This is a genomic window from Rhodococcus sp. H29-C3, assembly GCF_030063405.1.
Lineage (GTDB): Bacteria > Actinomycetota > Actinomycetes > Mycobacteriales > Mycobacteriaceae > Rhodococcoides.
Genome location: NZ_JASITC010000005.1, coordinates 283,483 through 296,623 on the forward strand (window position 1 = coordinate 283,483; position 13,141 = coordinate 296,623).

Sequence of the window (13,141 nt, forward strand, 5' to 3'; positions counted from 1 at the left end):
CTTAGCAGAGTCTGAAATCGGGAAAGTTCGCTGCACTCAAGCAGATATGCAGAACATACTTTCGAGTGTATTATTCCCCACTGACATTCTTGAAGGTCCACAGCCACACGCCCACTTGCCAAGTCGGTATCTTCTTCACGTTCGGCTCCGGCAGCGATGGTGATGTCCGTCTAGTCTCGCTCCTATGACGTCGGACGCGTATGCGCGGTTCTTTCCCGCTGGGTACCAGAATTTCCTCCAACCGGTCTCGACAACCTGGCAGTGGCGTGACAACTCAATTCATATTGCTCGAGCGCGCAATAGCGATGCTGCTGTCAAAGTTCTGGCGATTCATGGTGCGGGTGGGCATTCAGGCGCACTGTGGCCATTCGCGGCATTCGCTGCGACGCGTGGAGCAGACGTGTTGTTCCCCGACATGCCGCTGTACGGCAGGACAGTCGTTGAGAACGGAGGGAAGGTGAGATACGAGGACTGGGTCGAGATGCTGTGCGATCTTGTAGTTGCCGAGAAGCGTGACGATCCGCGTCCGTTAATTCTGTTCGGCGCAAGCATGGGCGGTATGTTGGCCTACGAAGTCGCTGCCCGAACGGGTCAGGTTGCCGACGTCATTGCTACTTGTCTTCTGGATCCATCGGATGCCGATGCTCGATCTGCCGCTGCGCGTTTCGGTGTCCTCGGCCCAATGGCCCCCCGATTGCTGAAGACGGGTTCGGCGGTGCTCGGCAGCGTCCGTGTGCCGGTGCGGTGGTTGATGGACATCGATAACATGAGTGCAAATCGCGAGCTGTCGCAGGCATGCGCGACCGATCCACTCGGCGGTGGAGTGTCCTTACCGCTTGGATTTCTCAGCAGTTTCATGTCATTCGAACACGTGGCCCCCGAGAAATATCAAGGCCCGAAGGTGACGTTGACTCATCCTGCAGAAGACACGTGGACCCCGGCGGAATTGAGCATCCGATTTCTTGACAGAATCGCCGCGCCGACATCGCTGGTAATGCTGGACGGATGCGGTCACTTTCCGATCGAGGAACCTGGTTTGACTCAGCTGGCGTCCACGATGGAGGATATCGCACGCTCCCATGGTTGGACTCCTTAGCGACGAGTCGTCGGACCCCCGTGGCACAGTGGCGTCATGCGTGAGATGAGTGCATCGATGGCACGCCGCACCGCCCTGGCTGCGCAGGGGTTGGCGTCTGCGCGTTCCGTGACAGAGGGGCTGGCGTCCGCACGCGCGGTGCACAATGCGATTGCACAGACGCAGTTGCTCCAGATCGACTCGGTGTCGGTTCTCGTGCGCGCCCACTACGCGCCGGTATTCAGTCGAATCGGCAAGTACGACCGAACTGTGATCGATCGGGCTGCGTGGACCGATACTGTGCGACGCCCTCGCAAGCTCGTCGAGTATTGGGGTCATGAAGCCGCGCTGATACCGGTCGAGGATTGGCCGCTGATGGGTTGGCGCACAAGATTGTACGAGCATGGTCGTTGGGGAGGAGCTGCGAAAGTTCTGGAACGGAACCCGTTGCTGGCCGATGATGTTCTTGCTGTCATCGGAGATCTCGGGCCGTCGAGTGCCGGTGACCTCGAGCGTGCGCTCGAGGTCGAACGTCCTGGACGCAAGGGGCCGTGGTGGGACCGCAGTGACGTCAAGGTCGTGTGCGAGCAATTGTTCGCGGCCGGCATTGTTTCGGTTGCCACTCGCTCTGGTTTCGTTCGGCACTACGACCTGACGGAGCGGGTGATCCCTCCCGATATCCTTTCTCGCACGGTGAACGAGGCCGATGCAGTAAGGGAATTGGTCAACAAGTCTGCGGTGGCGCTCGGAATCGCAAGCGAGCCCGATCTTCGTGACTACTACAGGCTTTCACAGAAACAATCGAAAGCCGCTGTCGCCGAACTGGTGGAGGACGGTGTTCTCGAACCCGTCGAAGTACGCGGTTGGGACGTGCCCGCGTACCTGCATGTCGAGGCTCGCATTCCCCGGTCCGTCCGGGGGAGTGCGCTGCTGTGTCCGTTCGACCCGATGATCTTCTATCGTCCGCGCGTCGAACGCATCTTCGATTTTCGCTATCGCATCGAGATCTACACCCCACAACACAAGCGGGTACACGGCTATTACGTCTTCCCGTTTCTGATGGGGGACGAGTTGGTCGCGCGGCTCGATCTCAAGGGTGATCGGGCGCGCTCGGAACTGCAGGTGCTCGGCGCGTTCGTCGAAGGTGAACGCGCCGTCGGTCCCATCGCCGTTGCGCTGGCGCAGGCCCTGCGTGAAATGGCGGACTGGCTGGGGCTCGACGCCATCGTGATCGGTGAACGCGGCGACCTCGTGACCGCCCTGGCACGCGCTGTGTAGTCAATCGTCTGTTCGGGCAGCGGGATGTCCTCGATGGTGCGAACATCGCAAGTGTGACTTCACGAGTGTCCGTATCCGACAGTGAACTGCCCCCACAGGTCGTGGTGCTCTTCGGAGCAACAGGAGACCTGGCACGCCGCAAACTACTATCGGGGATGATGCACCTGGCATTGTCCGACCTCGCTCCACGAATACGTGTCGTCGGAACTTCGTTGGATGAGATGACAAGTGACGAGTTTCGCCAGATGGCCCTGGAATCGGTCGTTGAATTCTCCACCCGCACGGTCTCCGACGAGCATTGGAGCGAGTTCGCACGCAAGCTGACCTATGTATCGCAGAAAGCCGGGCCTGCGGCGCTCGCCGACGCTGTTGCGCACGCCGAGATGGAGTTGGGTCCGGGAACCAGACGCCTGCACTACCTCAGTGTTCCGCCGAAAGCTGCTCTCGCCGTGGTTGAAATGCTCGGTGCCGCCGATCTGGTCGAACGATCGCGCATCATCATGGAGAAGCCGTTCGGTACCGATCTCGACAGTGCGATAGCCCTCAACGCCACACTGCACGAAACGTTCGAGGAAGATCAGATCTTTCGGATAGATCACTTCCTCGGAAAAGAGCCTGCACAGAACATCCTGGCTTTCCGGTTCGCCAACGGTCTGTTCGAGCCGATCTGGAACCGGAACTTCATCGACCACATCCAGATCGACATTCCGGAGAAGTTGGGACTGGACGGTCGGGCGAACTTCTACGAATCCACCGGAGCTTTCAAAGACATGGTGGTGACGCACCTGTTTCAAGTTCTCGCGTTCATGGCGATGGAGCCACCGACTGCCCTCGAACCCGGAGCGATCGGCGAGGAGAAGAACAAAGTCTTCCGCTCGATGATCCCTCTGGACCCGAAAAAGGTTGTGCGCGGGCAGTATTCCGGTTACCGGTCGGAGTCTGGAGTGGCTGACGATTCCGACACCGACACCTTCGTCGCACTTCAGTGCGAAATCGACAACTGGCGGTGGGCAGGGGTTCCCTTCTACCTGCGGACCGGTAAGCGGTTGGCCGAAGGGAAACGGATCATTTCGATTGCTTTCCGTGAGCCACCCAAATCGATGTTCCCGGCAGGATCGGGAGTCGGCGCACAGGGGCCGGACCACTTGACGTTCGACCTAGCGGACGCGTCGAAGGTTTCGCTGTCGTTCTACGGCAAACGGCCTGGGCCAGGGATGCGGCTCGACAAATTGTCCATGCAGTTTTCCATCCAGGACACCGAACGGGTCGGCGACGTTCTCGAAGCGTACGAGCGCTTGATTCTCGACGCCATGCATGGAGACCACACCTTGTTCACGACGGCGGAGGGCATCGAGCGACTGTGGGAGGTATCTGCGCCGCTTCTTGCCGATCCGCCGCCGGTGCGACTGTATTCACCTGGCTCGTGGGGACCCAATGCCATTCATCAGCTCGTCGCCCCGCACGCGTGGCGGTTGCCGTTCGAACGTGCGTGGCGCGAGAAGAAGTGACGTCAGAAGCCGCTGCGATCCTTGCGTATCTGATCGCGCAATGCGCCTTGGACTGCTTGTGAGAGCCATGAATTGAGCGACACCCCATTGGTGGAGGCTGCTTCCTCGGCGCGATCCTTCATGTGTTCGACCATGCGAAGGGTCACCCGGCGCATTTCGCCGGTGACCTCGTCCATTGTCGGATAGTCCTCGGAAGGGCTGTCCTTTTCCGAGGCTGTCGAATCTGCGGCTGTGGGGGACATTCGGACTTCTCCGAAGACATCGGCACCGTCCAGTCGGACGTGGACCGAACGGTCGCCGAGTTGCTCGTTCAGTTCGCCGGCGAATTCCGACAGCGCGCCCATCAGCATGAGTTTGGCCGACGCTTCGGCAGCTGCGCCGAGTGCCTCCGCAGTCTGTCTCGTGTGTTCGTCACCCAGTGCGGCGGCCGCGAGCAGATCGGCGCGCAGCGAGGCAGTGTGCTTGTTCAGTTCCATGACGTCAGTGTGACGCCATACTTGACGTCATGCAAGGTGTCACGGCGTTCATGGATAGGCTGCACCGACGGACGGGCCAGCTCGAGTGGAGGAACTGCGGTGCCGAATACGGTGTCACTGAACGTGCAATTGGTTGCCAAGACCGAATTCTCGGGGCCGCCCGACATCCCGTGGGAGACCGATGTCGATGGCGGGCAGGCCCTGGTCGAGTTCGCCGGTCGCGCCTGCTATCAGAGTTGGTCCAAGCCCAACCCGCGCACTGCCACCAATGCGTCGTATCTGCGGCACCTTCTCGATGTTGGGCACCTGTCGGTTCTCGAACACGCGAGCGTCAGCTTCTACATCACCGGCATCTCTCGGTCGTGCACCCACGAGCTGATCCGACACCGGCATTTCTCCTACTCGCAGCTGTCGCAGCGATTCGTCCCCGAGAACGACGCCAAAGTCATCGTTCCCCCCGCGATCGAGGGTGACCCACACCTGGAAGCGCTCTTCGAACGAGCTACCGACGCCAGTCGGGCCGCCTACGTCGAACTGTTGGACGCTCTCGAACACAAGCTCGAGAGCGTCACCAATTCGGCGTTGCGTGGTAAGCAGGCTCGTCAGGCCGCCCGGTCGGTGTTGCCGAACGCGACCGAGACACGCCTGCTTGTCACCGGCAACTATCGGGCATGGCGTCACTTCGTCTCGATGCGAGCCTCCGAACATGCCGACGTCGAAATCCGGCGACTTGCCGTGGAATGTCTGCGTCAGTTGGCGGAAGTGGCACCGGATGTATTCGGCGATTTCGAGATATCGACGTTGGCCGATGGTTCAGAGGTGGCGCACAGCCCATTCGTGACCGAGTTGTGAGGACCGCCGGTAGCACCGGGTAACCTTGCTGACCATGACATACGGTGACGCCGCTCCTCCCATCCAGCCACCGTTCGGCACGGTGCTCACCGCTATGGTGACGCCATTCACTGCCGACGGAAAGTTGGACATAGATTCGGGAGTGCGTCTCGCTCATCACCTGGTGGAACAGGGAAACGACGGCTTGGTTCTGGCTGGAACAACCGGAGAGTCACCGACCACCACCGAGAACGAGAAGCTCGAATTGATGCGGGCGGTCATCGCAGCCGTCGGACACCGCGCCCGGATCATTGCCGGTGCGGGCAGCAACGACACAGCACACAGCGTTGAACTCGCTCGTGATGCCGCGCGGGCAGGCGCACACGGCCTTCTCGTCGTGACGCCGTACTATTCCCGTCCACCGCAGGTCGGTCTGTATGCGCATTTCACCGCTGTTGCCGACGCAACCGATCTGCCTGTCATGTTGTATGACATTCCGCCGCGCTCGGTCGTCCCGATCGAGACCGAAACATTACGCCGGTTGGCGGAGCATCCCAGAATTCTTGCCGTCAAGGATGCGAAGGGCGATCTCAATGCCGGCGCCGAACTGATAGCGTCCACTGGTCTGCAGTTCTTTTCGGGAGACGATCCACTCAATCTCCCGTGGCTGTCCGTCGGAGCTACCGGTTTCGTCAGCGTCATCAGCCATCTTGTCCCGGCTCGCGTCCGCGAACTGCACACCGCATTCATGGTTGGTGACATTGCGCGCGCGCAGGCCATCAATGCCAGCCTCATCCCCGTCATTCGCTCGGTCTCCCGCCTCGGCGGGGTCAGTGCAGCGAAGGCGGGCCTACGCCTCATCGGAATCGATGTCGGCGAACCCAGACTTCCCCAGGTGCCACCGAGCATCGACCAAATCGAATTGCTCGCAGCTGACCTGCGAGCAGCAGGAGTGCTTGTATGAGTAGACCACCCAGATCACGCGGCCGCGCAACCCGAAATGCCGGACCTCCGGCAGAACGACCCGCTCAGTCGTCACGTCCCGTGGCGCAGAACTCGGCGAAGACGCAACGCCCCGATACCCGTAAAGCGATCGACCCGACAGCACGCCTCGGATTGCCTCCGAAGGCGCCGTCCAAGGGGCTACGTATCGTTGCCCTGGGTGGCATCGGTGAAATCGGCCGGAACATGACCGTCTTCGAGCATCAGGGCAAGCTCCTGATCGTCGACTGCGGCGTGCTCTTCCCCGAAGATCAGCAGCCTGGCGTCGACCTGATCCTTCCCGACTTCCGGCACATCGAGAACCGAATGGCCGACGTCGAGGCCGTTGTTCTCACCCACGGCCACGAGGACCATATCGGTGCCGTACCTTTCCTGCTGCGGCTGCGGCCGGACGTTCCTGTCATCGGTTCGAAGTTCACGCTTGCTCTCGTCGCAGCAAAGTGCCGTGAGCATCGTCTGCGGCCGAATCTCGTCGAGGTCGTCGAAGGCCAGAAGACGAGCCACGGACCGTTCGAGTGCGAGTACTTCGCCGTCAACCACTCGATTCCCGACGCGTTGGCCATCGCGATACGTACCGACGCGGGCGTCGTTCTGCACACGGGCGACATCAAGCTCGACCAGTTGCCGCTCGATGGCCGGTTGACCGACCTTGCAGGCTTCTCACGTCTCGGTGACGAGGGCGTAGATCTCTTCTTGGTGGACTCCACCAACGCTGAGGTCCCCGGATTCGTCACACCCGAGCGCGAGATCGGTGGTGTGCTCGACACCGTCATCGGCAAAGCCAAGCAGCGTGTCATCGTGGCATCTTTCGCAAGTCACGTGCATCGAATCCAGCAGGTCATCGACGTCGCAGAGCGGTACAACCGTCGAATCGCCTTCGTCGGCCGCTCGATGGTCCGCAATATGCAGATCGCTCAGGATCTGGGTTACCTCCGTGTGCCCGAAGGCCTGGAGGTCAACGTCGACACTGCCGCGACGCTTCCTGACGACCGACTCGTGTTGATTTCCACGGGCTCTCAGGGCGAGCCGCTCTCGGCATTGTCACGGATGGCTCGCGGCGAACACCGACAGATCAACGTCAAGGCCAACGACCTCGTCGTGCTGGCATCGTCGTTGATCCCCGGCAACGAGAACTCCGTCTTCGCTGTCGTCAACGGTCTGGCCAAGCGTGGAGCTACGGTCGTGACCCAGCAGAACGCGAAGGTCCATGTGTCGGGCCACGCGTCTGCGGGTGAACTGCTCTACCTGTACAACGCGGTCCGTCCCACGAACGTCATGCCTGTGCACGGCGAGTGGCGTCACCTCCGTGCGAACGCAGCACTCGCCAAGGCCACCGGTGTTGCCGAGGACCGTGTCGTGCTCGCCGAAGACGGCGTCGTCGTCGACATGGTCGATGGTTTGGCTCGCATCGTCGGTCAGGTCCCGGTCGGACACGTGTACGTCGACGGCTTGTCCGTGGGCGACGTGGGCGACTCGACATTGTCGGACCGACTCGTTCTCGGCGAAGGCGGCTTCATCGCCATCACCGTCGCCATCGATTCGACAACAGGGCGGGCGGTCACGACCCCCGAAGTGTCCGGTCGCGGATTCTCCGACGATCCGACTGCTCTCAAAGCCACCGTTCAACTCGTGGAGGCCGAACTGCAGCGCCTTGCGACCGACGGTGTCACCGACACCCATCGCATTGCGCAGGCCGTGCGACGCGTAGTCGGCCGGTGGGTTGCAGACAAGTACCGCCGTAAGCCGATGATCGTTCCGACAGTCATGGCAGTGAACTGACAGTTTCTTTGTTTTCGACCGACTCCGCCCCGCAGAAGCTCGAGAGCTGCGGGGCGGAGTCGTCTGCTTTCACTTCCAAGTCGAGGCCCAGGACTAGGACTAGGCCAAGACCAGCCGCCACAGTCCGATGAGGCCCAGAACGACGATTGCGCTCCGCAGTGCCCATGGTGAGAGACGTCTTCCGTACCGCGCACCCACCGACCCGCCTAGGACCGATCCGACGGCTATCAAACCTGCTGCAGCCCAGCTGATCTGATTGAACGCGAAGATCGTGTAAGCGAGCGCCGCGACGACGTTGACGATGAGCGAGAGCAAGTTCTTGGCCGCGTTCATTCGCTGTATCGACTCGGGAAGCAGCACCCCCATCACACCGATCAGTAGGATCCCCTGCGCTGCAGTGAAATAGCCGCCATAGATTCCGACCACGAACGTCCCGATGGTCAGCAGTATCAGCTTCGCCCGGCTGACATGGTCAGCGGCTTCACCGGCCGCCTCCGAGCGGCGTCTTGCCCACGCCTGAATGCGGGGCTGGAGGACCACGAGAATCAAGGCAGCGATGAGAAGTACTGGAACCACCGCAATGAAGACGGACGGAGGCAGGTGCAGCAGCAGCCACGCGCCGAGTAGCGCACCGAAGAACGATGCGGGTATCTGCCAGCGCAACCGGTGCCACTGCCCTGCGAGTTCTCGTCGATAACCCCACGTGCCGGAAGCGCTACCGGCGACCAATCCGATCGCATTCGACATCGTCGCGATCTGCGGGGGATATCCGAAGGCGACGAGAGTTGGAAAGGTGATCAGAGTTCCGGAACCGACGACGGCATTGATGGCTCCAGCACCGAAGCCCGCTACGAGAATGACGAGAATTTCCGATACAGGCACCGAACCGAGGTTACGGACGCCGCGCCGAAGACTGTGCACGGGGGACGTACGCACGTACGGTGGTTCGATGTGAGCCTTGCACAGGATGAACGCGCAGCCCTAGTACGTACATTGGAAGAGTTGGGGGAGGACACACCGACGTTGTGCGGTGGGTGGACGGGCCGTGATCTGGCCGCGCACCTCGTCGTTCGGGAGCGTCGGTTGGATGCCGCACCTGGAATTCTGATTCCGTTCCTCGCCGGGTATACCGAGAAGGTCCAGAGCCAGGTAGCTTCCAGGCCTTTCGACAAGCTGGTCGAGGACATTCGGACGGGACCGCCCATCTGGTCACCGTTCAAGATCCTCGATCCGTTGATCAACGTCGGCGAAATGTTCGTTCATCACGAAGACCTGCGTCGCGCGCAGCCTGAGTGGTCACCGCGAACGTTGCCGCGAGCTATGGAAGACAAATTGTTCTCGACCGTGGGGTTGATCGGGCGTAAGTCCTATCGCCGAGCTCCGATCGGGGTGGAATTGCGTACGACCGATGGACGGTCCGTGACCGTCAAAAAGAGCTCACGAGGTCAGGTCACTCTGATCGGACCACCTTCGGAACTGTTGCTGCATGCATTCGGTCGGAGCGCTGTCCGGCTCGAAAAGGAAGGAGATCCTCGCGATGTCGAGGCGCTCGACGCGCTCGATCGGAGCCTCTGAGCCCTGTTGCTCGTGTTGCGGATGGTTTCGAAGGTGCCCTTGCGACTAACCTAGGGGTATGGCAGGAAAGACCAGCACTCGAAGTTCGGGTACCGGCGGCGCCGGTACCTCGTCGACGTCGCGGGCTTCGGGGGGATCACGCAAGTCTTCCGGGGGGCGCACGGTGAGCACACCACGTAAACCCACAGCCCCACGAACGTCGCCATCGGCCCGCACTGCACCTTCGGCGCGCACTGCACCTTCGGCGCGCAAGTCGCCACCGGCGCGTGGAGGTACTGGTTCTCGTCGACCGTCCAAGAAGAACACCGGTGGTGTGGCCTCTGCCGTCGGACGCGGAATTTCCTCGACGTGGTCGATGGCAGCCAAAGGCGTCGGCGCAACGACTCGAACCGTCAGCAAGGCCAAGGACATCGACCACGGCCACCGACGCGACGGGATCGCACTGGGTCTGATCGCTCTGTGCGTCGTCGTCGCCGCAGCCGTGTGGTTCAGCGCTGGCGGGCCCGTAGGGGAGGGGATCGAGATCGCGGTCCGCGCCGTCATCGGTGGAGCCGGATACATCGTGCCGGCACTCGGAGTCGCGATCGCGGTCATCCTGATGCGCTCGGAACCGAATCCCGACATCCGACCGCGACTGGTTCTCGGGTCGATCCTGCTCGCGCTTCCGATTCTGGGACTGTGGCATCTGGCTGCGGGTTCACCGTCCGACTCGGCCGGCCGCTCCGATGGTGGCGGTTTCGTCGGGTACGTTGCAGGAGGCCCGATCACCGACGGTCTGACCGTCTGGCTCGCTGTACCGCTCCTCCTGCTGGCAGGTCTGTTCGGTGTGCTTCTGCTGACCGGAACCACGGTGCGCGACATCCCGGATCGTCTTCGATCGTTGTTCGGCACGGACAGTCGAGGCGATGAATACGGAGACTACGACCCAGCAGATTTCGGGGCCGACTTCAGCGACGGCTACGGCGACAACGACAGCTCCGGATTCGACGTCGACGGATACCCCACCGACGGACCGAGCGCCGATCCGTACGGCAACTACCCGACCGAAGAATATGTTCCGGTCAAGAAGCCTCGTGCACGAAAAGCAGCGCCCCCGGTCGAAGAGCCGACCGAGGTCATGGAACCTGCAACACAGGCGCCGACCGCACCTCCCGCTCGCCCCAAGCCCAAGCCGATCGTCAAGGCCGTGGAGCCGAAGCCCGAAGCCGAGGAAGACAAGATCGTCGTCGACCGCGTCGTCGACGGGGACTACACACTGCCGCCGCTGTCACTGTTGATCGACGGCGATCCACCCAAGACTCGTAGCCAGGCCAACGACACGATGATCGAGGCTATCTCCGAGGTTCTCGACCAATTCAAGATCGATGCGGCAGTAACGGGCTTCACCCGTGGACCCACCGTCACCCGGTACGAGGTCGAACTCGGACCCGGCGTCAAGGTCGAGAAGATCACAGCGCTCGCGCGCAATATCGCGTACGCGGTCGCAACCGACAACGTGCGTCTACTTGCGCCGATCCCAGGAAAATCTGCAGTCGGCATCGAGGTGCCGAACTCGGACCGCGAGATGGTCCGACTCGCCGATGTGCTCACCGCGACATCGACCCGTAAGGATCATCATCCGCTGGTGATCGGACTCGGTAAGGACATCGAAGGAAACTTCCAGAGCGCCAACCTGGCCAAGATGCCGCACCTTCTCGTTGCCGGTTCCACCGGATCCGGTAAGTCCAGCTTCGTGAACTCGATGCTCGTCTCACTACTCGCACGCGCGACGCCGGACGAGGTTCGCATGATCCTGATCGACCCGAAAATGGTCGAGCTGACACCGTACGAAGGTATTCCGCACCTGATCACCCCGATCATCACGCAGCCGAAGAAGGCGGCGGCAGCATTGGCATGGCTGGTCGAGGAGATGGAACAGCGGTACCAAGACATGCAGATCAACAAGGTCCGGCACATCGACGACTTCAACAAGAAGGTGCGATCCGGTGAGATCACCGCGCCGCTCGGAAGCGAACGTGTCTACCGGCCGTATCCATACATTCTCGCGATCGTCGACGAGCTCGCGGACCTGATGATGACCGCTCCGCGGGACGTCGAAGATGCCATCGTTCGCATCACCCAGAAGGCCCGCGCGGCAGGGATCCACCTCGTCCTTGCCACGCAGAGACCCTCTGTCGACGTCGTTACCGGTCTGATCAAGACCAACGTGCCCTCACGTCTTGCGTTCGCGACGTCCTCGCTCACCGACTCCCGAGTCATCCTCGATCAGCCCGGCGCCGAGAAGCTGATCGGTATGGGCGATGCACTCTTCCTGCCGATGGGTGCAGGTAAACCGACTCGTCTACAGGGCGCCTTCATCACCGACGAAGAGATCTCGGCAGTCGTCGACTTCGCCAAGAACCAAGCAGAGCCGGAGTACAACGAGACAGTCACCGCGGCAAAGGCGTCGGAGAAGAAGGACGTCGATCCCGACATCGGCGATGATCTCGATGTCCTGCTCCAGGCCGTCGAACTGGTGGTGACCAGCCAGTTCGGTTCGACGTCGATGTTGCAGCGCAAGCTGCGCGTCGGATTCGCCAAGGCCGGGCGATTGATCGACCTGATGGAGAACCGAGGAGTCGTCGGGCCCAGTGAGGGCTCGAAGGCTCGCGAGGTTCTGATCAAGCCCGACGAGCTAGACGGGTTGCTGTGGTCTATTCGAGGTGGCGACCCGGACGAGGCGCCTGCCGACGATGACTAGGCAAACGCACCCATGACAGGTTTCCACTCGGTGACGTCAGACGTCTCGATCAAGTTTTCGGTGGCGAACGGGTCTTGCGCGAACAAGGTCTTCACCGAGTCGACGTCGGTTCCGTCGACGATGATCAAAGCGCCGCTGCCATCGGTGTAAGGGCCGCTGGAGACGAGGGTCTTCTTCTCCAGCAGGTCGGCGAGCCAGGCACGATGGTTGGCGCGATGAGTGTCTCGCCCCGCGGTCGTACTGGGGGAGTAGGTGTAGACAACGGCGAACAGTGCCATGAAGTTTCATCTTTCGGAGTATGCGAATCGAGTTCGCCCTGGATTGTTTCAGCCTGGATTGTTTCAGAGGGGGAGCAGCATTCGCGTGTTGCCGAGGGTGTTCGGCTTCACGTAACTCAGGTCGAGGAATTCCGCGACACCGGTGTCGTACGACCTGCACATTTCGGCGTAGACCTCGGCAGTGACGGGTGTTCCCTCGATCTCGAGAAATCCGTGCCGCGTGAAGAAGTCCACCTCGAAGGTGAGTACGAAGAGCTTCTGGAGTGCCAGGTCACGAGCCACTCGGATCAAAGTGTCGACGATGAGACGGCCGGCACCGAGGCCCTTGGCAGCAGGGTCCACCGCGACCGTACGTACCTCGCCGAGGTCGGACCACAAGACGTGGAGCGCACCACAGCCGATGACGCTGTCTCCTTGCTCGGCGACCCAGAACTCCTGAACCGCTTCGTACAGCGTGACCAGGTTTTTTTCGAGCAGGATCTTCCCGGCGTAGATGTCGATCAGTCGCTTGATCTCCGGGATGTCGGACGTTCGAGCACGGCGGACGACCACGTCGTCGCTGGAACGGGAGGCCTCGCGGCGATCGAAAGTCGTATCGA

13 protein-coding genes are annotated in these 13,141 nt (G+C 61.4%); 8 read left to right on the forward strand and 5 right to left on the reverse strand.

The features are described 5' to 3' along the window. Positions 1-184 precede the first annotated feature (184 nt). The 3 genes from QMK32_RS14340 to zwf are packed head-to-tail and all read left to right on the forward strand — an operon-like array spanning position 185 to position 3,861. Positions 185-1,096, forward strand: a complete 912-nt coding sequence (locus QMK32_RS14340) for an alpha/beta hydrolase (RefSeq protein WP_283475705.1) — start codon at positions 185-187, stop codon at positions 1,094-1,096. Between the two features lie 36 nt (positions 1,097-1,132). Further along, a complete protein-coding gene (locus QMK32_RS14345; protein WP_283475706.1) occupies positions 1,133-2,353 on the forward strand; it encodes a winged helix-turn-helix domain-containing protein in 1,221 nt (406 codons plus the stop codon). Positions 2,354-2,406: 53 nt separating this feature from the next. Beyond that, the gene (zwf, locus tag QMK32_RS14350; protein WP_283475707.1) at positions 2,407-3,861 is read left to right on the forward strand and encodes a glucose-6-phosphate dehydrogenase; all 1,455 of its coding nucleotides are present in this window, start codon (positions 2,407-2,409) and stop codon (positions 3,859-3,861) included. Positions 3,862-3,863: 2 nt separating this feature from the next. Here zwf and QMK32_RS14355 read toward each other — a convergent pair whose 3' ends face one another. Next, positions 3,864-4,337 carry a hypothetical protein gene (locus tag QMK32_RS14355; RefSeq protein ID WP_283475708.1) on the reverse strand — a complete coding sequence of 158 codons (474 nt, stop codon included), beginning with the start codon at positions 4,335-4,337 and terminating at the stop codon, positions 3,864-3,866. Positions 4,338-4,436: 99 nt separating this feature from the next. Between QMK32_RS14355 and thyX the strand changes: the two genes are divergently transcribed. The 3 genes from thyX to QMK32_RS14370 are packed head-to-tail and all read left to right on the forward strand — an operon-like array spanning position 4,437 to position 7,949. Next, entirely contained in the window at positions 4,437-5,189 is a 753-nt protein-coding gene (gene thyX, locus QMK32_RS14360) for an FAD-dependent thymidylate synthase (RefSeq protein WP_283475709.1), read from the forward strand. 34 nt (positions 5,190-5,223) lie between these two features. Then, positions 5,224-6,132, forward strand: a complete 909-nt coding sequence (gene dapA / locus QMK32_RS14365; RefSeq protein ID WP_088944327.1) for a 4-hydroxy-tetrahydrodipicolinate synthase — start codon at positions 5,224-5,226, stop codon at positions 6,130-6,132. Continuing rightward, positions 6,129-7,949, forward strand: a complete 1,821-nt coding sequence (locus QMK32_RS14370; RefSeq protein WP_256895916.1) for a ribonuclease J — start codon at positions 6,129-6,131, stop codon at positions 7,947-7,949. The genes dapA and QMK32_RS14370 overlap by 4 nt, the downstream gene beginning before the upstream one ends. Before the next feature lie 99 nt (positions 7,950-8,048). On the opposite strand, the gene QMK32_RS14375 is transcribed toward QMK32_RS14370, so the two are convergent. Further along, positions 8,049-8,831 (reverse strand): sulfite exporter TauE/SafE family protein, encoded by a 783-nt coding sequence (locus QMK32_RS14375; RefSeq protein WP_283475710.1) that lies wholly within the window; start codon positions 8,829-8,831, stop codon positions 8,049-8,051. Positions 8,832-8,900: 69 nt separating this feature from the next. On the opposite strand from QMK32_RS14375, the gene QMK32_RS14380 reads away from it, so the two are divergent. Next, complete coding sequence (locus tag QMK32_RS14380) at positions 8,901-9,524, forward strand: TIGR03085 family metal-binding protein (RefSeq protein ID WP_283475711.1); 624 nt, start codon at positions 8,901-8,903, stop codon at positions 9,522-9,524. A 45-nt stretch (positions 9,525-9,569) separates the two neighbouring features. On the opposite strand, the gene QMK32_RS14385 is transcribed toward QMK32_RS14380, so the two are convergent. Next, complete coding sequence (locus QMK32_RS14385; protein WP_283475712.1) at positions 9,570-9,890, reverse strand: hypothetical protein; 321 nt, start codon at positions 9,888-9,890, stop codon at positions 9,570-9,572. On the opposite strand from QMK32_RS14385, the gene QMK32_RS14390 reads away from it, so the two are divergent. Continuing rightward, positions 9,880-12,264, forward strand: coding sequence for an FtsK/SpoIIIE family DNA translocase (locus QMK32_RS14390; protein WP_283475713.1), 2,385 nt, complete (start codon positions 9,880-9,882; stop codon positions 12,262-12,264). The genes QMK32_RS14385 and QMK32_RS14390 overlap by 11 nt on opposite strands. Here the strand turns inward: QMK32_RS14390 and QMK32_RS14395 are convergent. Next, positions 12,261-12,542, reverse strand: coding sequence for a YciI family protein (locus QMK32_RS14395; protein WP_283475714.1), 282 nt, complete (start codon positions 12,540-12,542; stop codon positions 12,261-12,263). The genes QMK32_RS14390 and QMK32_RS14395 overlap by 4 nt on opposite strands. A 63-nt stretch (positions 12,543-12,605) precedes the next feature. Continuing rightward, on the reverse strand, positions 12,606-13,094 hold the full coding sequence (locus tag QMK32_RS14400; RefSeq protein WP_283475871.1) for an amino-acid N-acetyltransferase: 489 nt from the start codon (positions 13,092-13,094) through the stop codon (positions 12,606-12,608). Between the last annotated feature and the right edge of the window lie 47 nt (positions 13,095-13,141).

What these genes read in the sequence shown, in the direction of transcription:
- QMK32_RS14340 (WP_283475705.1), top strand. Translation starts at nt 185, where the DNA reads ATGACGTCGGACGCGTATGCGCGGTTCTTTCCCGCTGGGTACCAGAAT.
- QMK32_RS14345 (WP_283475706.1), top strand. Translation starts at nt 1,133, where the DNA reads ATGCGTGAGATGAGTGCATCGATGGCACGCCGCACCGCCCTGGCTGCG.
- QMK32_RS14355 (WP_283475708.1), bottom strand. Translation starts at nt 4,337, where the DNA reads ATGGAACTGAACAAGCACACTGCCTCGCTGCGCGCCGATCTGCTCGCG.
- dapA (WP_088944327.1), top strand. Translation starts at nt 5,224, where the DNA reads ATGACATACGGTGACGCCGCTCCTCCCATCCAGCCACCGTTCGGCACG.
- QMK32_RS14370 (WP_256895916.1), top strand. Translation starts at nt 6,129, where the DNA reads ATGAGTAGACCACCCAGATCACGCGGCCGCGCAACCCGAAATGCCGGA.
- QMK32_RS14390 (WP_283475713.1), top strand. Translation starts at nt 9,880, where the DNA reads ATGGCAGCCAAAGGCGTCGGCGCAACGACTCGAACCGTCAGCAAGGCC.
- QMK32_RS14395 (WP_283475714.1), bottom strand. Translation starts at nt 12,542, where the DNA reads ATGGCACTGTTCGCCGTTGTCTACACCTACTCCCCCAGTACGACCGCG.